This is a genomic window from Paenibacillus sp. FSL K6-0276, from assembly GCF_037977235.1.
Classification (GTDB): domain Bacteria; phylum Bacillota; class Bacilli; order Paenibacillales; family Paenibacillaceae; genus Paenibacillus_AQ.
On sequence record NZ_CP150276.1, the window covers coordinates 2,912,559 to 2,935,052 of the forward strand.

Below are 22,494 nucleotides of genomic sequence, written 5' to 3' on the forward strand. Positions count from 1 at the left end.
CTCTTGCTTCTCTCCGATTTATCCATTTTGAGTTCTCACTATACCTTAAGAGTTATGACTACGCAAATGTTATCACAGAACCTTAAAGTTGCAAGACAAGGTTTTAAGATTGAAATATGTATAAGTGCAAGCTGAAAATACCAGAACCTTCTCACTTGCATCAATGTTGTAAAGTAGTAGATGAAGGTCTTATTTTGCGAAGGAGGATTACATGAATATTTCATATGAGGTTCCAAACTACAAAGAGTACATTGAATTAAGAATGCTGGCAGGACTTAATCGGAAAGAAGATTCAGTAGCAAAATTAGCATTGGCTAATTCGCTTTTTTCAGTTGTTATTAGGAATGATGATGATAAGTTAATAGGAATGGGGAGAGTGATTGGAGATGGCGCTTGTTATTATCAAATTGTAGATCTTACGGTTCAGCCCTCAGAACAAGGCTTAGTGGAAATATTAATTACTGAAATAATGAATTATTTAACACTAACGGCTCCCAAAGATGCCAATGTTATTCTGATGTCTGAGCTTTCAGGTATTGGTATTTATAAAAAGTTTGGCTTTGAGTTAACCTATCCAAATTCAATGAGCATGAGTCGAACTCTCTAGAAATAGGTGAAGGGTGTAGAGAATAGCCATCAATGGCATTCTATGCACCCTTTTTCTATCCAAAACATTTATGAACGATTATAGTACGTGCTTCCACCCTTAATCTGAACAGGTTGATCATTTACCGATACCCATACATCTATAGCAGAGTTGTTACGGATGATCGTTTTGTCAGCACTAATTTTCAGTGAATACAGTGCAGTGACATAATCATAAATCTCTATATTGGTTGCGTACCAAATATCTGAATGTCCACCCGCTTGCTGGCAAAAAGTTTCGATAAGCTCCCAATTGTTCTGCTGTGCGAATTCATAACTATGACCCCAAACATAACAGAGTCTCAGTTTCTGGGATGGACCCTCCGTTGTAAATCGCTCCCAAACGTGATGCAGATCTTCAATATGGTGGCATGTTGGATGCCACTCCATGAAATGCAGAGGTGTATCAAACTGTTTGGTAGAATGGACTGTGCGGCTATATTCAATCCCAACAGACTGTAGTGGCGCAATGATTTCCTGAGAGTATGTACCGTAAGGATAGGACATTCCTCTTACTGGGTATTCCACCAGTTTCTCAAGTCGCTTACGGTCTTCAAATAATTCATCGATCACCATCGGTAAGGGAAGTCGCTCTAGATGTGGATGCGTAACGGAATGGGCAGATACCTCATGGTTCCTGAGCGAATGTTTAACCTCAGCGGGAGATAAGAATCCAGGTGCGTTTATCATTGCGCTATTTAAATGGAAGGTGCCTTTAATCCCATATTGATCAAAAATCTCGGCCAAGCGAATATCGTGTTTCTGTCCGTCATCATAGCTCATGGTGAGCGCCTTGGGCAATCCACCGGGGAATAAGTTGAATTGAAGTTTCATGAATTTACACTCCTGTTCATTTGGTCATTTCGTAAATTACCTCTTCCAATTATAAACATTAAACGTTATAATCGGATTCCACTTCTAAACAAAGAAAGTGTTTTCAGAAGGGAATACACTTATAAGGAGAGATGCTGTCTGCCTGACTTTCTCTATGTTGTAAAACTATTATATGTGAAAGACAAAAGAAACTCACTTTTATATTTTATGACTAACTTACTGGGACCCCCAATCCTTTTTGCAGAATTGTTCACAACGAAATATGTGGTTGACCTCATTCAAAACTTCAATCCTAACGCCTACCTACATATCTTGTTATTAGTAAGTTTGCTCATGCTAATGTTATATCTGGCTGGCATCAATGGTTCTCTTCGAGCCATTTCTGTAACCAATTTAACAGCAATTAGTATATATGAGCTGGAACATAGCATTTTGAATAAGACTTCTAAATTATCTACGGCGTTATTGGAAGACCCCGCAACAAAAACTAAAAGAGAAAAAGCAAAACGACTTTCCTTGATTGATTTGTTAGACCAATGGATGGGCGTGACAGTCCACCTGGTAACATTAGTTGTGCTAATCGTGGTCTTATCCTGCTATGGATTTTATATTCTGGCTTTGATTATTTTAGGGGTGCAGATTCTGCAGCTTTATCTCATGAGAAGGATGTCTCAGAAAGTAGAGGCCATTTCAGCGAATCAAACCTCCACTGTACGAACGATCAACTATTTAATCGATTTGTTGGTTAACAGAAATAGCATTCCAGAAGTAAGAATGTATAGAATGTCCTCCTATTTGTTTACCAAAATGAGAGAGATCTTTATTAGTAATTTCAAACAAATGCACCGTAAGGTTATTTATTCTGAAAGCCTTAACTTCTCCCAAAGCTTAATAATGATCTTATTAAATGGAATAACGATTGCCATTTTAGCAATGACGATTGGAAGTAGCGGACAGAGCGCCGGACTTTTTGTGTTATTACTTCAGATATCTAATCAATTATTCGCCGTTATTCCAACCTTAACAAGGGTTTATTCTGATTTAGTGAAGAGTCGTTTGCGTTACGAGGATTATAGGTCATATTTGGATTTGGAAGAGCAGGTGCTAAGTGATAATCTGGAAAGCACGATCAAGAATATAGACGCTATGCAAGTCCAAATCAAACACTTGTTTTTTCGATACGCGACCAACGCTAAGGACACCCTCAGAAATATCATCATCACCATTCATCCTGGTGAGCGAGTTGCTTTTGTAGGTGAGAATGGTTCGGGAAAATCTACGCTTGTTAAGTTGATCTTAGGGTTGTATCCTTCAACAGCTGGAAGCATCCAGTGGTTTAAAGGAGAGAATGAAGTCTTAGCACATAACTTGAGACAGGAAATCAGAGTTGTTTTTCAGGATTTCACTAAACTACATAGACCGATTCGAGAAAACATTGCATTAGGAAATATGGATGCCCTTCATGACGATTCAAGACTAGTAGCCGCGATGAAAAAAGCAGAAGCCGATTATTTTGGTGTTGCGTTGGATACCTTAGTGGGTCCACAGTTTGGGGGAACAGATTTATCTGGAGGACAATGGCAAAGACTTGCGATTGCTCGAGCTTACCTCAACAACGGCTCTCTTACGATTTTTGATGAACCTACTGCTGCGCTTGATCCTTATGCGGAACAACAGGCGTTTGATACTTTCATGAAATTAGGAGAGCAGCAGACTTCCATCATCGTGACACATAGGCTGTATATGTCCAAATTCGTCGATAAAATTTTTCTGTTTGAGCATGGAGAAATCGTTGAGTGTGGAACGCACGAAGAATTAATGAAGGTAGATGGTAAATACAAAAAGATGTTCAATCGCCAGTCCTCTTTATATGTATGAGAAAGGAGAGATTTACGCTGAAGTCTGACATCTATAATATTGTAAAGATCCTGGTGAGGATGGTTAGAAAAAGTCCGCTTATCTCAACAATAACTATCATAGTACCCATAATCAGTGGATTATTAACTTTTTATTCTTACTCTGTCCAAGTGAATATCATTAATTCTGTGGCTGAGGGCATCATGACCTTTCTCCCTATTCTATGGTTTGTTTTGATTCATGGAGTACAGACTTGTTCATTGAGTATAACCAACATGATGAAGAATCGAATGAATGCGGAACTAACACTCGCTTTTCAATCTGAGCTGATAGATATTGCAAATCATGTTGATTTTGAGATTTTTGATGATGAAGCGTTTGGAAATAAGCTGCAAAGAGCTAAAACAATAGTTGGAGAAGATTTAGAGGGGATTACAGGGTTCTTGGTATCCAGTGTAGGTATTATCTCAGGACTACTAAGCATCATCTGGTTATCGGCTACAAGTGGATATTTCTTGGTCACACTGGTGGTTACTCTAATGATCGTGACTACCTTATCCATTCGATTATTTACTGAAATTAAAGTTAGAAGAACAGGAAGAGAGCTCACCTTTGATGGAAGAATGGGGGACTATCTTGCTAAAACTTTGGAAGACCCTAATGCAATAAGGGAAATGCGAATCTATAACTCCATCTCTTATTTTACTAATCTCTGTGCAATGATAATGAAGAAGCAGCATAATAAAAGGTATAGTGCCAGGAAATTCGAGATCAAAACAGGGATGGTTGTGGCCATGGTTCAGACGAGTGCAATCTTCGTTGTTTTGGTCTATCTGTTAAGTAAAATGGGGGAGTCTAACACAGTTACTGTGGGTACAATCTCTGTGTTATTTCTGGCATTGTTATCGAGTGGCGGTAAAATTATGAGTCTGACTTGGCCATTAAGTAAGCTTTACATCAGCAGTAGCAAATTATATGACTTGAATGAAGTACTTACATATAAAAACACAATCTATCAAAAGAGTAATATCAATAATACCTCTGAATCTATGTTGCCCATTACCGTTTCAAATGTCTACTTTAAATACGCCAAATCAAACAAGCATGTCTTATCTGACATTAATATGACCATAAAGCCGGGTGAGAAAATAGCCATCGTCGGAGAAAATGGAGCAGGAAAATCAACGTTGATTAAAATGTTACTAGGGCAATATACACCGAGCTCCGGAACAATTTGCTGGAAGGATAGTTTAGAACCTCACGGTAAGGTGTCCGTCGTATTCCAGAATGCTATAAAATTTGAACTGACGCTAAGAGAAAACATCCTATTGGGTGATGCTAATACACCTTCAGATGATGCTAAAATACTGAGCATTCTAGAAAAATGTGAGCTGTTAGATTTGTTCCAAGAATTAGGTGGACTGGATGTGAGGTTAGGACAATTGCTTGAAGGGGGCAGGCAGTTATCAGGGGGACAGTGGCAAAAGCTAGCGATTGCGCGTGCGTTATATAACGATGCGGAGCTTATAGTATTCGACGAACCCACTTCTGCTATTGATCCGAATGCCGAGATGGAAATCTATACGAAGTTATTAGAGATCTGCCAAGATAAAGCGGCTATTTTCATTTCACATCGATTGGGTTGGGCAAAGAATGTAGACACAATCTATGTTATGTATAATGGAGGGATAGCTGAAGTAGGACACCATCAAGACTTAGTACATACTAAAGGGATTTACTCGAACATGTACGCTTTACAATCATCTTGGTATAAATAGCTTATAAGCAGCGAGATCCTTTAAGGAGGAAAGAGACATCATGAATGAAAAAGAAAAAATGTTAGCCGGGTAGTTGTATAAAGCATTTGGTGAGGAATTATTAGGGGAACGTCAGCTTCGATAAATATAATGAGCATATTCTCATTTATCCCGGAATTCTGATCTTCGCCGTGGGTCTGCTTAGCTTAAGTCAAGCTCAATCCGGATTCACGCTAATGTTCTCAGGCATCATTATGGGGGTTGGATATGGTGCGCTTATGCCATGCTTTCAGACCCTTGCTCTTAAATTAGCAGACAAAGAACGGAGAGGAAGCGCAAATGGAACCTTCTTCTTGTTATTTGATTTGGGCTATGGAGCTGGTTCTTATATTATGGGTGTAATTGCTTCCTATACAGATTACCGCATGATGTACGAAGTCGCAGGGTTCGTGATGCTTATCTCCATCGCTGTGTACTATCTGCTTCATCATCAACCGCAATCTAAGATGCGTATTCAAAAAGCTAAAGCAGAAGTTGTATAAATGTGTGAGTTCAGCTATAGGATATAATTGTTGGAAAAAAGGCATGGGGAGAACAATATGAATACAATCATTGATAAAATCGCTTGGATTCATATCGAGAACGGACAAGTCTTATGTGCGCGTTCTAAAGGGAAAGATACGTATTATTTGCCTGGAGGAAAAAGAGAAGCTGGAGAAACAGACGAGGAGACGCTTGTGCGTGAAATAGAGGAAGAGATCTCTGTTCAGATCAAGGCAGATACTGTCTCTTATTTTGGAACGTTTGAAGCTGAGGCTCATGGTAAAACGGAAGGTGTTACAGTAAAAATGACCTGTTATATTGCGGATTATGAAGGTACACTAACTCCGGCGTCCGAAATCGAGGAATTGTCTTGGTTAAGTTATAAGGATCGGAATTGTGTATCTGTAGTTACCCAAATCATTTTTGATAAATTGAATGAGCAGAATTTGCTCTCATAAATTAAAGAACTAAAGTGTTTAAAGCCCGTTTTAAGCCTGCAAGATGGCTTGAGACGGGCTTTTTTTTTGAAATATAAGAGAGTCTTGCAGGGACAATAACGTCGTTTCTTCTTATTAAGGACAGATGTCCTTTTTTAAACACCTGAATTGCTATTTAATATGTAAGAGATCGAAGTTGAGGAGAGAGAGAAATGAGAGGAATTATATTTGCGTTTTTAGCGGGGGCTTGTATTACTCTACAGGGCGTGTCTAATGCTCGAATTAGTCAAGATATCGGGACTTGGCAAGCGGCGACGATTACACAGTTAACGGGGTTCATCATGTCCTTACTAATTCTCTTGTTCGTCAGAGATGGGAAGTGGCAAGGATTTAAGAAAGTGAAACCCTTATATTTGATCGGTGGCGCATTTGCGGCTGTTATCATTTTCAGTGAAGTAACTGCCATTCAGAAAATTGGTGTTACGTTTACGATATCCTCATTGTTGATTGCTCAGTTATGTCTGACCTTCTTAATTGATATTAAAGGCTGGTTTGGGATGGAAAAGCGAAAGATGAGACTGCCGCAGTTCATTGGTATCGGGTTGATGATTGTTGGCGTAGTGATACTGAAATTCTAACAACCTTGCGTATAGTCGATAAATGGAGGAGTTAAGTTATGGTTATTGGTTTGATATTAGCGCTTATCGCGGGATCACTCGTAAGTCTGCAAAATATATTTAACACGAAGGTGAATGAAAAGGTTGGATCTTGGGCGACGACAACTTTAGTGTTAGGAATGGGATTCCTAGCTTCATTTATCATGAGTCTTATCGTTGAAGGAACCCGTATATTTACTTTGAGAAATATGGAACCATGGTACTGGATCAGCGGTTTGATCGGAGTTGGGGTAGTAATATGCCTCGTGCAAGGTACTAAGCGGCTAGGCCCTACGTATACAATCTCGATCGTATTAATCTCTCAGCTTGGGTTCGCACTACTGTGGGACTCACTAGGCTGGTTAGGTTTGGAGAAGGTTCCATTTACTTTGAATCAGTTGATAGGTGTGCTGGTAATCGTTGGTGGTATTCTCGTATTTAAACTAGGTGGCGAACGGGAGACGCAGAAGTCGGCTTAAACTTACCATCAGTCGCATGTCTGTCAAAATAGGAGTGATGGCAGTCACACGAGGGTGGAAGCAAATCAATTTATACTTTGGCAAAGTAGTAGCTCAATTATAAATAAGGAGTAGATCATCCTATGTTCATACAATTGAACCCTCTAACTATTGAAAAGTTAAAAGAAAACCTTGGTGAACGACCAGGATATTTTAAATTATTCTTCGATACAGAGGGCTGTGGTTGTAATGGCGTGATCGTAATTCAGATCATTAGTGAACCCTATGCTACAGATATTGAAGTTCAGAAGGAGCCTTTTACTTTTTTTGTAGACCGTCAACAGGAGTCTTTATTTGATGAACAGATGCGACTTGAAGCAGACGAGCATTACCCGTCATTCAGATTAAGTAGTGATTCAAGTCTGTTAGGAAGTAATATTCGAGTAAGAGATATTCGATAGGCAGGTCGGAGCAGTTAAATGTAAAGTGTGTAGAATGGCTGATGAAGCGATTCTACACACTTTTTTTATTTTATTTGCAGACTATGTCACGGCGTGATATAGTCACGTTGAGACATATTTAATTGTGACGTATAAACACTGTTACGTAATAAGGGAGCTGGGCATGTGTTGAACCCTGAGAAAGTGTTAAAAAAATATGTACCCATGACTGAAACAGCATTCTATATTCTTTTATCCTTAGATGAACCACGTCATGGATATGGAATAGTGAAGCATGTGGAGAAAATCACGAAAGCACGTCTTTTGTTAGGTTCAGGTACAGTTTATGGCACGTTAACGAAGATGCAAAAAGATGGGATGATTACTGTTTTTGCTGATGAAGAGAGAAAAACGGTTTACGAAAGAACAGACTTAGGGACGCTAATTCTTGCTACAGAGATCAATAGGCTTAAAGAGCTACATGAGAATGCTATAAAATATGGGGGTGATGTAGATGCTCATCAAAATATTTAGACCCTTTTGGAGTTATGATGTTCAGAAAACCGAAGAATGGTTGGCTTCTATGGCGCAAAAAGGCTATGAACTTATCCGAATCAACCGCTTAACTAGATATTTTTACTTTCAGCATGATGAATTGAAAGTAGCTACCTATCGGATCGTATTCGATAAAGTTCCAAATCAATCAATTTCTAAAGGGTTATCGAATTTTGGATGGACGAAGGTGTTACAGAGCGGCAAATGGGTTGTGACGTTGAATAAGCTACCTTTAGAACAGATAAGAACATTTCCTGATCGAGAGGGAATCGTTAAACATAACAAGAAGATCATGTATATTTATATAGGGATCCTGATTTATATAATGGTTGGATTACTCAATGTAATTTTTATAAGTGTGATAGCAATGAGTGTTTCCAAGTTTGGTCATTCTAATGTTTTTACCGGATCGTATGGTTTTATCCCCGCTACTGCATTAGGGCTTAGCGTTATCTTATGTATTTTCACAGTATATTCGTTGATCAAATTAAACAAGACTAACAAAAGATTAACAGGAGAATTGTTACAGCGAACCAAGCGAAATGGTCAGGGCACACCCCTTCTTCAGCACAGGCTAAGTAAGAAAGAAGAGAAGCGGTTGAAAAGCTCCGGTCAACTTGTTGTCAAAAGAAAACTTGGATGGATGTATGCGCCAGATCGGCTTGAGCAGTGGCTCGAAGGGATGGAAGAAAAGGGGTATAATCTGTACTGTGTTGGCAAAACAGGAACTTCCTTTTATTTTAAAAGAGGGAAGTCTCGTAAAGTGTGCTATTGCGCGGACTTACAGAATACTGCTGATACCAATTACTTTAACATTCACACGGATTCTGGCTGGGCATGTCTGTATCATTCGAGTTCATGGAGTCAGAAATGGGTCTTATGGGGCCAAGAATACGTACCAGGTGAAGCCAAACCGCAAATATACAGCGATAAGTTAAATCAATTGAAACTAGCTAGACGTATAGCTTTAACGTATTCCGCTATGTTCTTGCCCCTCATTATTTTATATATGTATAACTTAGTAATAAATATTAAATTATCGACTTACTCGAATCTGAATCGATTGCAGCTCATTAATTTGATCTTGTTCGCCATCTTAATTCTAATGTTTGGCTCATATGTTAGTCGAACTTGGCTATATTACAACCGACTTCGTAAACATCATCAATAAAAGCGATTATCGTGGAGGTGTATCATGCAACAGAACATTTATGACAACCCTGAGTTTTTTCAAATGTATAAGAACTTAAGGGAATCAAGAATTACATACAATGACTTTATTGAACAACCTGCAATAAGAGGTTTACTTCCAGTCCTACAAGATTTAAATGTTCTCGACCTTGGCTGTGGTTTTGGAGAACTGGCGAACTATATGATTGATAACAATGCATTACAGGTAACAGGAGTAGATATATCTGAGAAGATGTTAGCTATGGCAAGGAAACGACCTGAGATCCGTTATGTACAGGGCTCTATGGAGGAAATCGATTTTAATAGTAATGAATTTGATTTGGTAGTAAGTTCGTTAGCTTTTCATTATGTCGAGGATTATAAAACACTCATTAGTAGGATTTCAAAATGGATTAAACCGAATGGCTACTTAGTATTTTCAACAGAGCATCCGGTTGTTTTATCGAATAAGAGCCAAAGTGGATGGGTTAAAGATTCCGATCAAAATATTCTCCATTGGCCTATTGATAATTATGGAGAAGAAGGTCTCAGATCACAGTTCTGGGGAATCGATGGAGTTATAAAATACCATAGAAAACTTTCTACATTACTTAATACTTTGATCCAAAATGGGCTGACCGTTGAAGAAATTGTTGAACCTGAATCTACACCTGAGGGTCTTGAAAAGATGCCCAAATTATTAAATGAAAGAAGGAGACCTTCATTTTTATTAATTAAGGCTAGGAAATCGCTTATACATGGACAGTAATCTTCAGTTATGAATGAACTTTACCAACCGATTAAGGACGATTACTTTATACTTATGTATACAGCATCTGCAAGGAAAATAAGGGGAGTGTTTGTATGCATGAAATACCTCATGAGGATTATTATAAATTGAAGCCACTACTTAAAGGAGAACATCTTCATCCCGAAATTCTTTCTATGATCGAAGGCAATAATCCAGGTTGGATCTTTGTCGATCAACTTACAACACCAAAGAGTGCGTTAGTGTGGAGTCAGGGGATTGAAGGGTTTTACCTTATCGGCGATCATACCAATCAAGCCTTTATCCATGCATTGGACAGTTATGTAACTAGTCATATTGTACCGAGAATGAAGGAACTTGGGATGGAACATTTCGAAGTTTCTGGTGAGCATGATGAATGGAATCTGGAATTGATGTTTCCTTCTAGGAAGCTATACCCTTTTGAACAGATGGTGTTTAAGCTACTTCACAAGCCACCTACAGCGTTGACTAATGGGATTAGAACTATAAATCTTAAAATGCTGGATTGGGAGAACTTAGATCTAAAGAATATAGAATTTGTACATGAAAATATTGATTTATTCTGGTCATCGAAAGAAGACTTTACCGAAAAAGGTTTTGGATATGCTGCTTTTGAGGGATCTGAAATTATGGGGGTGTGTTATTCTAGTTTTGTTACACAGGATACGCATGCAATCGGAATTGAAACTCTTCCTGAGTTCCAGAAACAAGGAGTGGGGACATATTTAGCGACGTTAGTAGTTGAGGATGTGCTTGCCAATGGCTTTATTCCTTACTGGGATTGTTCACTAGATAATGAAGCTTCGAAAAAATCGGCACTTCGACTAGGGTTTCAGCAGGTACATCAATATAAGTGTGGTGCTTTTGCGATATGATCATTTTAGAGACGTCTATTTCATGGAGTAGACGTTTTTATTATTTTTACCGTGAAGTTGTAAATACTTTAATATGAATTGTAATTTGGTATAACTCTATAATTATGAGAGAATGATCATCGGAACGAATGGAACGATTGAATACATTATAAGGTTAGGATGATCATCCATGAAAATTTTGCTTGTTGAGGACGATAGAACGATAGCATCAGGACTAGAATATTCATTACAGCAAGATCATTTTGAAACCCTTCTATGTTATGACGCCACTTCTGCCAAAGCGGTGCTAAAGGAACAATTATCTGAGCTCACTTTATGCATTTTTGACCTTTCGCTTCCGGATGGTAGCGGTTATGAATTGTGCAAGATCGTGAAAGCGCAAAGTGATATACCGGTAATCTTTTTAACGGCGATTGATGATGAGGTCAATGTGGTGATGGGACTTGATATGGGAGCTGATGATTACATAACCAAGCCTTTTCGGATTCGGGAGCTATTATCCCGTATTAAATCCGTCTTAAGGAGATATAACAAGCAGGCTCAAACCCAATCCAATATTGAATTAGATAATATACGGATTAATACGCTTGAAGGAAAGGTTTATAAGAACGGCGATGAAGTGCTACTGACCGCATTAGAATATCGATTATTACTGATCTTTGCTAACCATGTTGGTCAGGTTCTCTCAAGAAATCAATTGTTAGAACGCAGGTGAATTCGTGAACGACAATACATTATCGGTTTACATAAAAAGACTTAGGGAAAAGTTAGAAGATAACCCCCAAGAACCAACACTGATCAAAACAGTTCGAGGGTTGGGTTACAAGGTTGGTGATTAGGATGCTTCGGAATAGAGAAATTAGATGGTTATTATTGACGATGTGCTCGATCAGTCTTGTGGCCACAGCAGTAGCGGCATTTATATCGCTAGAGACGGTAGGGATCACAGCTGTGACTTCAGCTTTGCTTATAGGCTGCAGTGTATTGTTTACCCGCTGGAGATACGTTGAAATTGAAAAGCTCTCAGGGTATCTACGTCAAATCAGTAGTGGGAATTATTCACTCGATGTTCGTGATAATCAGGAAGGTGAGCTTAGTATTCTGAAGAATGACATCTATAAAGTGACGCTAATGTTATCCGAGCAGAGTGCTCAACTACAAGAAGATAAAATGAAACTCACCAATGCGATTTCGGATATCTCTCATCAGCTCAAAACCCCGCTTACCTCCATGACTGTGATGGCAGATTTATTAAGCGATCCCGAGCTGAACACTGAGAAGAGAATGGAGTTTACTCGGAAAATTACGATCCAACTCGAACGAATTGGCTGGCTAGTCTCCTCTTTATTAAAGTTCTCCAAAATCGATGCTGGAACTATACATTTTAAAAAAGATCAAGTTCAGGTAAACAAGCTAGTTCAAAAATCTTTGGAGCCTATGCTTATTCCAATGGATATTAAGGAACTACGGATGTTAATTGATGGGGAAGATACCACCACATTCGTGGGCGATCTCAATTGGACAGCTGAGGCTATGATCAATATTCTCAAAAACTGTGTAGAGCACACGCCAGCAGGTGGTGACATCACGATTTCTTTTGCAGAAAATGCACTGTTTACGGAAATTATCATTACAGATAACGGCAAAGGAATCCCAAAGGCAGAGATCCCCTATATCTTCAAACGATTCTATAAAGGTAAGAATGCAAGCGAAGATAGTGTAGGGATTGGACTTGCCTTGGCACAAAGCATTATCACTGGACAAAACGGAACGATCGATGTGAAGAGTGAAGTGGGAAAGGGTACACAATTTCAGATCAAATTTTATAAGCAAGTCATTTAGCACTTATGGCTTAGTGACTAGAATGTCACTTTAGAGTCACTGGATAGTCATTGTAGACAGATATACTGATCTCATCAACAAATGGAGGTCTAACAATGGACATTTTAAAGATTGAACATCTGTCTAAAACATATGGAAAAGGTGAAACAGCGGTAAAGGCATTGGATGATGTATCTTTTTCGATTAAAAAAGGGGAATTCGTAGCGATTATCGGGCCATCTGGCTCCGGGAAATCGACCATTCTGCACTTATTAGGTGGGGTGGATAGACCGACAAGCGGCAAAGTATTCGTAGATAATACGGATATTTATGAATTGAATGAAACACAGCTGGCGATCTTTAGACGCAGACAAATTGGGCTGATTTATCAATTCTATAATCTTATACCGGTACTAACGGTCGAAGAGAACATCACACTCCCTTTATTGCTTGATCAGCACAAGGTGGATAAGAAACAATTTGCGGATACCGTAAAGGCGTTAAATTTGGAGAATCGCTTAAACCATCTCCCGAATCAGCTCTCAGGTGGGCAACAACAGCGGGTCTCTATCGGTAGAGCGTTAATTAGTAATCCCGCAATCATGCTGGCGGATGAGCCAACCGGTAATCTGGATAGTAAGAACAGCAGTGAAATTATTGATCTATTAAAAATGTTTAATAAAACCTATAATCAAACGTTGATCATCATTACTCATGATGAACGGATTGCCCTGCAAGCGGATCGAGTCATTACCATTGAAGATGGAAGGATCGCCAAAGATGAGGTGATTCGTCCGTGAATATCGTAAATAAATTAACACTTAGACATTTGAAACAAAATAAGCGAAGAACAATGGTTACTATCATTGGAGTCATCATTTCTGTGGCTATGGTGACGGCTGTGGCAACGCTTGGTTTTTCTTTTATGGAATTAATGAAGAAGCAGAGTATCTCGACTAATGGAGAATGGCATGTCCAATATAGAAATGTTACTAAAGCTCAGCTCAAAGCTATAGAAGCAGATGATGCAACGAAAACACTTGTCATCTCAAATGATCGTGGCTATGCCCCTTTAGAGGGGGGGCAGAATGTGAACAAGCCCTATTGGTATATCAAGGAATATAATGCAGCTGGTTTTAAACAATTTCCGATTGAACTTCTGGAAGGAAGACTCCCGAAAACTAACTATGAAGTAGTCATTTCTGAGGAGATTGCAAAGAATGCTAAAGTAACATACAAGATTGGTGAAACTTTAACTCTCGATGTCGGAGAACGAGTCACTAATGATGATAAAAATAGTGGTCAACCCTTATCTCAGAACGAACGATTACGGACTGAAGATGAAACCCTGAATGAAGAGATCATTCATAAAAAACAAATGAACTACACGATTGTAGGAGTGATAAAGCATCCTACTTGGGAACCAACATGGTCTCCGGGTTATACTTCCCTAAGTTATGTGGATGAAAGCTTGATTGGAGCAGCCGAAAAAGCTACAGCGACGGTTGTATTAAACAAGGTGGATAGCTCTATATACAAGCATGCAGAGGAATTGGCAAAAGAAAACGATATAGAGTCCATCTCTTATAATAATAGTCTGCTGCGATATTATGGTGTGACGAATAGCGATGGTTTACGTAATACACTTCTTTCATTGTCAGTCATCGTTATGACTGTGATTATCATTGGCTCTGTTTCTTTAATCTATAATGCATTCGCGATTTCTGTCTCGGAACGTGCACGTCATTTGGGAATGCTTTCCAGCGTAGGTGCTACAAAGAGGCAGAAGCAGAATTCGGTGTTTTTTGAAGGAATGATCATCGGTTTAATTAGTATCCCTATTGGGATCCTTTGCGGAATTGCAGGAATCGGGATCACTTTTATGTTTATCAATACGATGATTCAAGATGTACTAGGGATAACTGAAAAATTAACGTTGGTTGTTACACCTCTGTCCCTATTCACCGCTTGTGTAGTTTCGATACTGACGATTTTTATATCCACCTATCTTCCAGCCAGAAAAGCTTCAAAGATTTCAGCGATTGATGCAATCAGACAAACGACCGATGTTAAGCTCTCTGGTAAAGCGGTGAAAACTTCCAAGTTCGTTCGCAAGTTGTTTGGAATTGAAGCGGAAATTGGTTTGAAGAATTTAAAGAGAAATAAACGTAGGTACCAAGCAACCGTGTTCTCACTTGTCATTAGTATCGTTTTGTTTTTATCCGTATCTTCGTTCACTACTAATATGAGAAAGTCGGTAGAACTCTCACAGGATGGTTTGAACTATGATATCCAAGTCTATATGGGGACTGAGGACGCTCAAAAAGTAGATCGGCTGACTAAATCGATATCTGCCTTACCTAATATAACGGAATATAATGTGGTCAGGGAACTTAGTTTGAGTTCATGGATTGATGAAAAAGATATAGCAAAAGAATTGCAAGAGATCGTTGAGAAGGATAGGAGTATTCTAAAGAATGGGAAATATCCTTACTACATTCAGATCCATGCACTAAATGAACAGAGTTTGAAAACATATGCAGAAACGATCGGTGTAAATTATGAACAATTAACGGATATCGATCAGATGTCTGCTATTGTGAATGATACGGTTACCTTTGAGGATGAGAACGCCAAAAAGATTATTGAGACCAAAGCTCTTCATTCGGAAATCGGTCAGAAGCTTGATTTAATTTATACGGATTGGGATACAGAGAAAGAGACGAATTTAACATCAGTAGAAATTGTCGCATTAACTGATAAGCGTCCTATGGGTATTCATTCAGCATTAGTTGGTGGAGTAAACATCATCGTCTCCGAACAAGTCTTCGATCAATTAACAAATGATACGATGCGTAAAGATATTCAAAGCCGACTTAACCTGAACAGCACAGATCCATTAGCGACACAACAGGCCATTGAGGAAATGAAAGAACGGAATGTTTATGTTCAAAATGTGTATCAAAATAGACAAAATAGTGAGCAGATGATCATGTTAATGTCAATTTTCACCTATGGTTTTATTGCTTTGATTACATTAATATCGATTGCGAATATTTTCAATACGATTTCAACTAGCATATCACTTCGTAAAAGAGAGTTTGCGATGCTGAAGTCTGTAGGGATGACACCAAATGGTTTTAATAAAATGATTAATTATGAAAGTATCTTCTATGGGATAAAATCATTACTTTACGGGCTTCCGGTTAGCATAGTCGTTATGTACTTGATCTACAGATCCATGATGAGTAGTTTCTCCTATGGATTCGCACTTCCATGGATGAGTATCTTGTATGTCATAGTCGCAGTCTTTATCATCGTTAGCTTAGCTATGCTGTACTCCAGTTCAAAAGTGAAGAAGGAGAATATTATTGATGCTTTAAAACAGGAGAATATTTAAAGATTAGCCGCGATTATCGCGGCTTTTTTAGACTTATCTGAAGGTATATATTTTTTGGGGCCCCCGCAAAGTACCTGAGTACGCATCGAAGCAAATCCCCACTTTGTGGGGATATTTTGTGTCATATATGACACGAACGGTATGTTATTACTTATAAATCCCTATGATATAATGTATTCAATTGAATTTAACAGATTATTACTTTAGAGGCAGGTGTCAACGCTTGAGAACGGTCGTCGTGATTGGCGGGGGAATTACTGGATTGTCTACCGCTTACTATTTACAGAAATCTATACAGCATAATAAGTTGAATGTAAAAATCATTTTGGTTGAATCCAGCGATAGACTGGGCGGCAAAATCAGAACACTTCAGCATGAAGACTTCAGCATGGAGTCAGGTGCTGATTCAATTGTCACTCGCAAGACAAATGTAGCCCCATTGATTGAAGAATTAGGCATTCAGGATGAAGTTGTATATAACGCGACAGGAATATCATACATCTACACAGAAGGTAAGCTGAAGCAAATTCCTAAAGATGCAGTCTTTGGCATCCCTCTCAGTATTGAATCGCTTGCTACTACAGATTTGATCTCTGCTGAAGGTAAAGTTGAAGCACTTAAAGATTTCTATACTCCGAATAATCGTTTTACGAAAAATGATTCTGTAGGTGATTTTCTTGAAGCTTTCTTAGGAAAAGAACTTGTCGAGAAGCAAATATCACCTGTTCTTTCAGGTGTATATTCCGGGAAATTGAGTGAACTTACCATTGCCTCGACCCTTCCTTATTTGATTGATTATAAAAATGAATATGGAAGTATTATTCAGGGATTGTCCGCGAATAAGGCTAAATTCCAGGGGAACGGCGATAAGAAGTTTATGTCTTTTAAGGGTGGCGTATCTGCTTTGGTCGACGCCATGGAAGAACAGCTGTCCGATGTAGAGATCATCAAAGGGATTCGTGCCGAGCGCATTGCAAAGGATGGAGAACTGTACCGAGTAACACTGGCAGATGGACGAATCTTGGACAGCGATTTTGTCGTACTAGGAACGATGCATTCTACTGCACAAGCATTACTTCAAGACGAAGCGCTGAATGAAGATTTCAATCAGTTGTTTAACAGCTCTATGATTAGTGTGTATCTAGGATTTGATATCCCTGACAGTCAGCTGCCAGCGAATGGTACAGGGTTCATAACCGCCAACAGTGACGATGTTCTTTGTAATGCTTGTACGTGGACAAGTCGCAAGTGGGAGCACACATCTGGACAACAACGTCTGCTTGTCAGACTCTTTTATAAGAGCTCAGGACCGCATTATGAGTCCTTGATTAAGCTTTCAGAAGAGGAATTATTAAAGGTGGCGTTGAAAGATATACAGACCAGTCTTGGGATTACTGGACAGCCAGTCACCTACGATGTGACCCAATGGCATGATGTTATGCCAAATTACCACATACGCCATCATGAGATTGTAGTATCCTTAGAGAAGAAGATTGCAGATCATTATCCTAATGTAATCCTTGCTGGATGTTCTTATTATGGTGTGGGTATTCCCGATTGTATTGCAAATGGTGAGAAGACAGCTGAGCGCATTTTGGAACAAGTAATTACACATTAAACTAAGGAGGGCGGACAATAGTGATAAAATTAGCGATAAGCTCTATGCAAAGTCTAGACTATAAACAACGGCGGTTGTTTGTATAGAGCGAATAAAAATTTGATTTACCGCCAGTGCACTGTGCATTGTTGTTTTTAGAATAGACTTTGCTACCTTCAAACTCATAAAAAAAGTTTAAGGAGCAGAGCGAATATGAAATATGTAAATGCAGATACGATTTTCCCAAAAGAATTATTAGAGGAAATTCAGAAATATATTAACGGTGGTATGGTATATATCCCTAAGCCTGAAGAATCACATGTAAAATGGGGCGAAAAGTCAGGGAGCAGAAAGTACTTGAGATCTAGAAACATTGAGATCTGTCTAAGGTTTGCTGTTGGTGCAACCGTTGACCAGCTTTCAGATGAATATTGCCTTTCGAGGGATAGTATTAAGAAGATTGTTTATACAAAAAAATAACGATAAATCAAAAGCCACGTCAGAGAAAGCTCTGTGTGGCTTTTTGGATTTAATTATAATTTAATCTTAAATACCATACTTTTTCCGATATTTATCGATCCCATCTACAAACTGTCCTTCATATTTCACGCCTTCATCCATCTTTTTATTTGCTGCTTTAAAAGCGGTGCTAGAAATTTTTGTTTTGTATAAGGCCTCTTTCATCATTGTCATTGCTTCTAGTTGCGTCTTAATCGCTTTTAAATAGATTTCATGTAATACCTGCAATTCTGCATTGGGTGCTTTGATCTTTTTTGCCTCTATTACCAATTTAGTGTAATTAGGAAGGATCACATTATTAAACGCTGTATAGCGTTGTTTTCTATTGTTTCCTGTATCTATTCTGTTCTTTACATATGCCTCAGAGGCAATTTCGTCATATTTAATTATAGCTGCTATCTCATTAGAATAGGTTGTAAAATCTATTACTTCTTGAGGCGTTTTCAGCTTTTCTTCGTAAGCTGCCTTGGATAGAACGGTAATTGGATATCTTTCTTCAGTCCAACCAGGAATGTTGAAGACTACTTCTGCAGAACCTTTTTGAACTCCTGTAATAATATAATCTGAATATCCATCCAATTCAACGGTAAGTATAGACTCATCAGAAACTTCAGGTGTCAATTTTGCATATGTAAGACTGGTCATTTCAGCTAGTAAGCGAACTTTTATTTTAATCGTTCCACCCACTGGAATAACATCGCTAGACAAAGTAATACTTGCCTCATTGAGCAATTTCTTATCAGCAGCAAACACAGTGGATGGCATTAATAAAGCAAAAACCATAGAACAAAGTATAAAACATTGACTAAACCTTTTCATTTGCAATCATCCTTATCGTTTGATTTTGTAGTCACTCGAAGTAATCTCTCATTCCATAAAATCCCTATTTCCTCCTAAGTTTTACTATAAAGTGTTTCTTCTCAAATACCAACTATTTTTTAATCGTATTTAAAGTTCTATAAATCGTTTGGAATCAAATTTAAAGATGGAAAGGGCGACAACCTGTATTATTTTGAATACAAGTAGTCGCCCTTTCCATTAAATTTATAACTCTATACGATTTTTTTATTCATATTCAAAGAAGCTTCAAATGCATCAATAATATAGAGGAATCTTTCAGCTTCTCGGAATACATGATCCGCAAGAAGTGGATGAATGATGCTTTTTATACGACATTCTTCAATAAGATCTCGAGCGGTTTTCTTGAAATCACGGAGGGATTTAACCGAGACTTTATTCTCATCAAGTTGCTGACTTAGCAGGGGCTTGGTTTGGGATTGTGGACGCATGGAACTAAGATCAATAGCTTGATACAACAATGTATCGAAATCATGGCTAAAATTTCTCGCTTGTTCAACGAGTTGACGTTCAGATGGGTCCAATAAATGTCCAATGAATTTGGCATGGTCCGCCATTATACGTAGAAAGAAGACATTTTCATTGATAATTGCGTCAGGTAAAGGATCTAACCTACCTTGATTCAATTCTTCCAGTCGATTTCGAAAATAATTGGCTTCCCTACTGACATGATCTACTAATAAAGGGAAATTCGTACCACCTGGAAGTTTGCATTGTAAAATTAATCCTAATATTTTCCTTTTGAAAGCCCAGATATGTGAAGCTGCACTATGAACTTCCTCATTAAACTTCCGTATTACTGCTGGATCAGAATCGACAGTAAATCCGAGGGATCTATTCTCGATGGCTTCGAATGTGGCGTAGAAATGGTTCGCTTCATTAATTAGTTGCGTGTCTTCACAACGAAAACCTAATTTAAGAAAAAAAGAGTGTTCTTTCATGATTCGTGACCAGAATCTTATTTCATCTAGAGATCTCAATACAAAAGGATCCGGCATATTTAAAGCACACCTCCCATTTTTATACAATTATAATATGCGGAATGTTTGTACTATATCCGGAGGAAATCAGGCGATCATACAGAAGTGCTCAAACGCTTTTTATCTGGACTCCTGTCGTATAATTGACAGTATGTTCATTAACTACGAGGTGGAAGAAACATGGCAGAAAAAACATACTTAGATTTACGCATAAGAAGGACAAGAAAAGCGATTCGAAATGCTTTTATAAATTTATTAGCAGAGAAAGAATTGATTAAGATCTCGATCAATGCCATTACGCAAAAGGCTGAAATCAATCGAGCTACATTTTATTTGCATTATAAAGATATTAATGATTTGATTAGCAGATTTAAAGAAAATACTCTCGGATAAATTTGATGAATCCTATAAACCTGGGGACGAACTTACCTCTCTGATTTTATTGTTAGAGCATATTGCAGAACATTCTCATATGTATAAGGTGTTGATTGTAACCAAAAATATTCCTTATTTCACACCGAAATTGATGGATCTGTTATATGAATTGATTTTAACAACAACAGAACAACAGTCGATTCAAAAAACAGAAAAATGAGGTACCCGTAAGTCTCGCTCAAGTGATGAGCAAAGAAGTGAACATTATTGGGGCAAGTGGATACACACACGAAGATATTGTAAAAGTTATTGATCATATTAACGACAAAAAAACGAATATCTCTACAATGGTGACGCAGACCTATAAATTAGATGATATCCAAGCAGCCTTTGATAAAGCCATTGAAGCTAAAGAAACCATCAAGGTCATTGTAGAGTTAACTTAATAATCAATTTTAAAAGAGTTCATCTGAGCGTATAAACTTATTTGAACTCTTTTTTATTTTAGATGAGTAGTGACTTTATATAAAATTTAATTTTAATTAAAGATGGTATATAACTAGAGTAAAGTCGTAATTATACTAAGTACAGAAGTGATAATAGAGAAGAAAACCGTGGAGGTATAATGGAAATTAAACTTGTTCCAGTAACGTTTGAAGATAAAGAGGTATTGTCTAATCTATATCAACTTTACTATTATGATTTCAGTTTATTTACGGATCAAGACGTGAACCAGCATGGGGAATTCGAGGTAAATATTAATTATTTTTGGGAAGGAGATCATCGATGGAATCCTTATCTGATTGTAGGTTCAGGTAACATTGTTGGATTCGTGGTTGTTCTTATGGAGAACTTAGATACAGACTCAAATCCAACTCATGTGATCTATGACTTTATGATTTTGCAGAAATATAGAAGAAATGGAATAGGGACTGCTGCCGCTACAAAAGCACTTGATCTATTTAAAGTCAAATGGAAACTAGCTCAAATGGAGAATAATATACCTGCTATAGCCTTTTGGCGAAAATTACTTAAGGAGTATACAAAAGATAACTACACAGAACGTTATATGAGTGATCACCATAAATATATTCAAGAATTCGATAGAACGGAGAGAACGAAATGAATATCACCGTAACATTAACTGATAGTACGACGAAGTTTGTGATTAACAATCTATACCCACTATACTTACACGATCTATCAGAGATATGGGGGAGCCTCCCTAATCAATACGGAGTATATGAGGATAATGAAACGCAGACACTGAATGAACAGAATAAAGTCTTCGACATATGGTGGGAGAAACCGGGTATTCTGTATCCTTATTTAATAAAAGAGAATGAAATTCCTGTGGGCTTTGCATTAGTGGCCACACCACCTTATGCACCACCGAATTGTGAATTCTATTTGAATGAATTTTTTATCCTGCGACCTTTCCGAGGTAAGGGAATCGCTGAATTTGCGGCTAAGGAGGTTTTTAATATTCATATGGGAAAATGGGAGTTACAGACCAACCCCACGGCTACCAATATGAGAGCTCAGCACTTTTGGAGAAAAACACTAAAAGAATATACTAGTGATAGCTTTCAAGAAGAATGTAGGAAGTCATTTGATGATGAATTAAAGATGATTTTTAATTTTAATAATGGATTAGGATAAAGAAATCTGCATGAGGGAATTATTCCTTCTATTGACTTATAGTGGATTAGAGCTTACAATAAGAAAAATTATATATCCAAACAAATGCTTTGATGGAGAAAAGTAGTTCAATACCTCTTTACAGGGAGGAAACGCCGGAGATTGAGAGCGTTTCTAGAGAAAAGGGTTGATCGAAGTTCACTCCGGAGCAGTCCCTTGAAACCATTGTTGGTAAGTAGAGGTGTACCGGTTTTAACCGTTAAATATTAAAGTGAGAACATTTCTG

At 38.0% G+C, this 22,494-nt stretch carries 24 protein-coding genes, 2 pseudogenes and 1 other annotated feature (1 of these 27 cut by a window edge); of the genes and pseudogenes, 23 read left to right on the forward strand and 3 right to left on the reverse strand.

What is annotated here, in order from left to right; genetic code table 11:
- Positions 1 to 211 precede the first annotated feature (211 nt).
- Positions 212 to 607: a GNAT family N-acetyltransferase gene (locus MHH52_RS13655; RefSeq protein ID WP_340009208.1), complete on the forward strand. Its 396-nt coding sequence runs from the start codon at positions 212 to 214 to the stop codon at positions 605 to 607.
- A 68-nt stretch (positions 608 to 675) separates the two neighbouring features.
- Here MHH52_RS13655 and MHH52_RS13660 read toward each other — a convergent pair whose 3' ends face one another.
- Positions 676 to 1,479 carry a polysaccharide deacetylase family protein gene (locus MHH52_RS13660; RefSeq protein WP_313636904.1) on the reverse strand — a complete coding sequence of 268 codons (804 nt, stop codon included), beginning with the start codon at positions 1,477 to 1,479 and terminating at the stop codon, positions 676 to 678.
- Between the two features lie 207 nt (positions 1,480 to 1,686).
- Here MHH52_RS13660 and MHH52_RS13665 point away from each other — a divergent pair, with 207 nt between their 5' ends.
- From MHH52_RS13665 to MHH52_RS13745, 17 genes and pseudogenes are all read left to right on the forward strand, one after another.
- Positions 1,687 to 3,357 carry an ABC transporter ATP-binding protein gene (locus MHH52_RS13665; protein WP_340009211.1) on the forward strand — a complete coding sequence of 557 codons (1,671 nt, stop codon included), beginning with the start codon at positions 1,687 to 1,689 and terminating at the stop codon, positions 3,355 to 3,357.
- Between the two features lie 239 nt (positions 3,358 to 3,596).
- Entirely contained in the window at positions 3,597 to 5,114 is a 1,518-nt protein-coding gene (locus tag MHH52_RS13670; RefSeq protein WP_340009213.1) for an ABC transporter ATP-binding protein, read from the forward strand.
- A gap of 131 nt (positions 5,115 to 5,245) precedes the next feature.
- Positions 5,246 to 5,635 (forward strand): annotated as a pseudogene (locus MHH52_RS13675) (MFS transporter); the annotation flags it as partial.
- 57 nt (positions 5,636 to 5,692) lie between these two features.
- Complete coding sequence (locus MHH52_RS13680) at positions 5,693 to 6,094, forward strand: NUDIX domain-containing protein (RefSeq protein WP_340009214.1); 402 nt, start codon at positions 5,693 to 5,695, stop codon at positions 6,092 to 6,094.
- 191 nt (positions 6,095 to 6,285) lie between these two features.
- Positions 6,286 to 6,711 carry a DMT family transporter gene (locus MHH52_RS13685; RefSeq protein WP_340009215.1) on the forward strand — a complete coding sequence of 142 codons (426 nt, stop codon included), beginning with the start codon at positions 6,286 to 6,288 and terminating at the stop codon, positions 6,709 to 6,711.
- A gap of 38 nt (positions 6,712 to 6,749) precedes the next feature.
- A complete protein-coding gene (locus MHH52_RS13690) occupies positions 6,750 to 7,208 on the forward strand; it encodes a DMT family transporter (protein WP_340009216.1) in 459 nt (152 codons plus the stop codon).
- Positions 7,209 to 7,330: 122 nt separating this feature from the next.
- Positions 7,331 to 7,648 (forward strand): iron-sulfur cluster biosynthesis family protein, encoded by a 318-nt coding sequence (locus tag MHH52_RS13695; protein WP_313636895.1) that lies wholly within the window; start codon positions 7,331 to 7,333, stop codon positions 7,646 to 7,648.
- A 168-nt stretch (positions 7,649 to 7,816) separates the two neighbouring features.
- Entirely contained in the window at positions 7,817 to 8,161 is a 345-nt protein-coding gene (locus MHH52_RS13700; protein ID WP_340009218.1) for a PadR family transcriptional regulator, read from the forward strand.
- Positions 8,142 to 9,353, forward strand: a complete 1,212-nt coding sequence (locus MHH52_RS13705) for a DUF2812 domain-containing protein (protein WP_340009220.1) — start codon at positions 8,142 to 8,144, stop codon at positions 9,351 to 9,353. Before MHH52_RS13700 ends, MHH52_RS13705 begins: the two co-directional genes overlap by 20 nt.
- A 24-nt stretch (positions 9,354 to 9,377) precedes the next feature.
- Positions 9,378 to 10,121, forward strand: a complete 744-nt coding sequence (locus MHH52_RS13710; RefSeq protein ID WP_340009222.1) for a class I SAM-dependent methyltransferase — start codon at positions 9,378 to 9,380, stop codon at positions 10,119 to 10,121.
- 95 nt (positions 10,122 to 10,216) lie between these two features.
- Positions 10,217 to 11,017 (forward strand): GNAT family N-acetyltransferase, encoded by an 801-nt coding sequence (locus MHH52_RS13715; protein WP_340009224.1) that lies wholly within the window; start codon positions 10,217 to 10,219, stop codon positions 11,015 to 11,017.
- 169 nt (positions 11,018 to 11,186) lie between these two features.
- A pseudogene (locus MHH52_RS13720) lies at positions 11,187 to 11,856 on the forward strand (response regulator transcription factor).
- A 1-nt stretch (position 11,857) separates the two neighbouring features.
- The gene (locus tag MHH52_RS13725) at positions 11,858 to 12,859 is read left to right on the forward strand and encodes a HAMP domain-containing sensor histidine kinase (RefSeq protein WP_340009226.1); all 1,002 of its coding nucleotides are present in this window, start codon (positions 11,858 to 11,860) and stop codon (positions 12,857 to 12,859) included.
- Positions 12,860 to 12,954: 95 nt separating this feature from the next.
- Positions 12,955 to 13,638: an ABC transporter ATP-binding protein gene (locus MHH52_RS13730; protein WP_313636889.1), complete on the forward strand. Its 684-nt coding sequence runs from the start codon at positions 12,955 to 12,957 to the stop codon at positions 13,636 to 13,638.
- Positions 13,635 to 16,238 carry an FtsX-like permease family protein gene (locus MHH52_RS13735; protein WP_340009228.1) on the forward strand — a complete coding sequence of 868 codons (2,604 nt, stop codon included), beginning with the start codon at positions 13,635 to 13,637 and terminating at the stop codon, positions 16,236 to 16,238. Before MHH52_RS13730 ends, MHH52_RS13735 begins: the two co-directional genes overlap by 4 nt.
- Before the next feature lie 223 nt (positions 16,239 to 16,461).
- The gene (locus tag MHH52_RS13740) at positions 16,462 to 17,856 is read left to right on the forward strand and encodes a protoporphyrinogen oxidase (protein ID WP_340009229.1); all 1,395 of its coding nucleotides are present in this window, start codon (positions 16,462 to 16,464) and stop codon (positions 17,854 to 17,856) included.
- Between the two features lie 192 nt (positions 17,857 to 18,048).
- Positions 18,049 to 18,315: a CD3324 family protein gene (locus tag MHH52_RS13745; RefSeq protein WP_313636886.1), complete on the forward strand. Its 267-nt coding sequence runs from the start codon at positions 18,049 to 18,051 to the stop codon at positions 18,313 to 18,315.
- 66 nt (positions 18,316 to 18,381) lie between these two features.
- Here MHH52_RS13745 and MHH52_RS13750 read toward each other — a convergent pair whose 3' ends face one another.
- Both MHH52_RS13750 and MHH52_RS13755 read right to left on the reverse strand, forming a co-directional pair.
- On the reverse strand, positions 18,382 to 19,173 hold the full coding sequence (locus MHH52_RS13750) for a hypothetical protein (protein ID WP_340009230.1): 792 nt from the start codon (positions 19,171 to 19,173) through the stop codon (positions 18,382 to 18,384).
- 233 nt (positions 19,174 to 19,406) lie between these two features.
- Positions 19,407 to 20,210: a DUF2935 domain-containing protein gene (locus MHH52_RS13755; protein WP_340009231.1), complete on the reverse strand. Its 804-nt coding sequence runs from the start codon at positions 20,208 to 20,210 to the stop codon at positions 19,407 to 19,409.
- Between the two features lie 162 nt (positions 20,211 to 20,372).
- On the opposite strand from MHH52_RS13755, the gene MHH52_RS13760 reads away from it, so the two are divergent.
- The 5 genes from MHH52_RS13760 (at position 20,373) to MHH52_RS13780 (ending at position 22,229) form a co-directional block, all read left to right on the forward strand.
- Positions 20,373 to 20,585 (forward strand): TetR/AcrR family transcriptional regulator, encoded by a 213-nt coding sequence (locus MHH52_RS13760; protein WP_340009232.1) that lies wholly within the window; start codon positions 20,373 to 20,375, stop codon positions 20,583 to 20,585.
- Positions 20,586 to 20,664: 79 nt separating this feature from the next.
- Positions 20,665 to 20,787, forward strand: coding sequence for a hypothetical protein (locus tag MHH52_RS13765; protein WP_340009233.1), 123 nt, complete (start codon positions 20,665 to 20,667; stop codon positions 20,785 to 20,787).
- Between the two features lie 25 nt (positions 20,788 to 20,812).
- Positions 20,813 to 21,013 carry a hypothetical protein gene (locus tag MHH52_RS13770; RefSeq protein WP_340009235.1) on the forward strand — a complete coding sequence of 67 codons (201 nt, stop codon included), beginning with the start codon at positions 20,813 to 20,815 and terminating at the stop codon, positions 21,011 to 21,013.
- A 179-nt stretch (positions 21,014 to 21,192) separates the two neighbouring features.
- A complete protein-coding gene (locus MHH52_RS13775; protein ID WP_340009237.1) occupies positions 21,193 to 21,693 on the forward strand; it encodes a GNAT family N-acetyltransferase in 501 nt (166 codons plus the stop codon).
- The gene (locus tag MHH52_RS13780; RefSeq protein WP_340009238.1) at positions 21,690 to 22,229 is read left to right on the forward strand and encodes a GNAT family N-acetyltransferase; all 540 of its coding nucleotides are present in this window, start codon (positions 21,690 to 21,692) and stop codon (positions 22,227 to 22,229) included. The genes MHH52_RS13775 and MHH52_RS13780 overlap by 4 nt, the downstream gene beginning before the upstream one ends.
- An 80-nt stretch (positions 22,230 to 22,309) precedes the next feature.
- Positions 22,310 to 22,494 (forward strand) — a binding site (T-box leader); it runs 56 nt beyond the window's last position.

Coding starts and splice junctions, on each gene's coding strand:
- MHH52_RS13665 (WP_340009211.1), top strand. CDS start 1,687: ATGACTAACTTACTGGGACCCCCAATCCTTTTTGCAGAATTGTTCACA.
- MHH52_RS13710 (WP_340009222.1), top strand. CDS start 9,378: ATGCAACAGAACATTTATGACAACCCTGAGTTTTTTCAAATGTATAAG.
- MHH52_RS13755 (WP_340009231.1), bottom strand. CDS start 20,210: ATGCCGGATCCTTTTGTATTGAGATCTCTAGATGAAATAAGATTCTGG.
- MHH52_RS13750 (WP_340009230.1), bottom strand. CDS start 19,173: ATGAAAAGGTTTAGTCAATGTTTTATACTTTGTTCTATGGTTTTTGCT.
- MHH52_RS13695 (WP_313636895.1), top strand. CDS start 7,331: ATGTTCATACAATTGAACCCTCTAACTATTGAAAAGTTAAAAGAAAAC.
- MHH52_RS13660 (WP_313636904.1), bottom strand. CDS start 1,479: ATGAAACTTCAATTCAACTTATTCCCCGGTGGATTGCCCAAGGCGCTC.
- MHH52_RS13730 (WP_313636889.1), top strand. CDS start 12,955: ATGGACATTTTAAAGATTGAACATCTGTCTAAAACATATGGAAAAGGT.
- MHH52_RS13725 (WP_340009226.1), top strand. CDS start 11,858: ATGCTTCGGAATAGAGAAATTAGATGGTTATTATTGACGATGTGCTCG.
- MHH52_RS13690 (WP_340009216.1), top strand. CDS start 6,750: ATGGTTATTGGTTTGATATTAGCGCTTATCGCGGGATCACTCGTAAGT.
- MHH52_RS13680 (WP_340009214.1), top strand. CDS start 5,693: ATGAATACAATCATTGATAAAATCGCTTGGATTCATATCGAGAACGGA.
- MHH52_RS13775 (WP_340009237.1), top strand. CDS start 21,193: ATGGAAATTAAACTTGTTCCAGTAACGTTTGAAGATAAAGAGGTATTG.
- MHH52_RS13705 (WP_340009220.1), top strand. CDS start 8,142: ATGCTCATCAAAATATTTAGACCCTTTTGGAGTTATGATGTTCAGAAA.
- MHH52_RS13780 (WP_340009238.1), top strand. CDS start 21,690: ATGAATATCACCGTAACATTAACTGATAGTACGACGAAGTTTGTGATT.
- MHH52_RS13770 (WP_340009235.1), top strand. CDS start 20,813: ATGAGCAAAGAAGTGAACATTATTGGGGCAAGTGGATACACACACGAA.
- MHH52_RS13765 (WP_340009233.1), top strand. CDS start 20,665: ATGTATAAGGTGTTGATTGTAACCAAAAATATTCCTTATTTCACACCG.
- MHH52_RS13685 (WP_340009215.1), top strand. CDS start 6,286: ATGAGAGGAATTATATTTGCGTTTTTAGCGGGGGCTTGTATTACTCTA.
- MHH52_RS13745 (WP_313636886.1), top strand. CDS start 18,049: ATGAAATATGTAAATGCAGATACGATTTTCCCAAAAGAATTATTAGAG.
- MHH52_RS13715 (WP_340009224.1), top strand. CDS start 10,217: ATGCATGAAATACCTCATGAGGATTATTATAAATTGAAGCCACTACTT.
- MHH52_RS13760 (WP_340009232.1), top strand. CDS start 20,373: ATGGCAGAAAAAACATACTTAGATTTACGCATAAGAAGGACAAGAAAA.
- MHH52_RS13655 (WP_340009208.1), top strand. CDS start 212: ATGAATATTTCATATGAGGTTCCAAACTACAAAGAGTACATTGAATTA.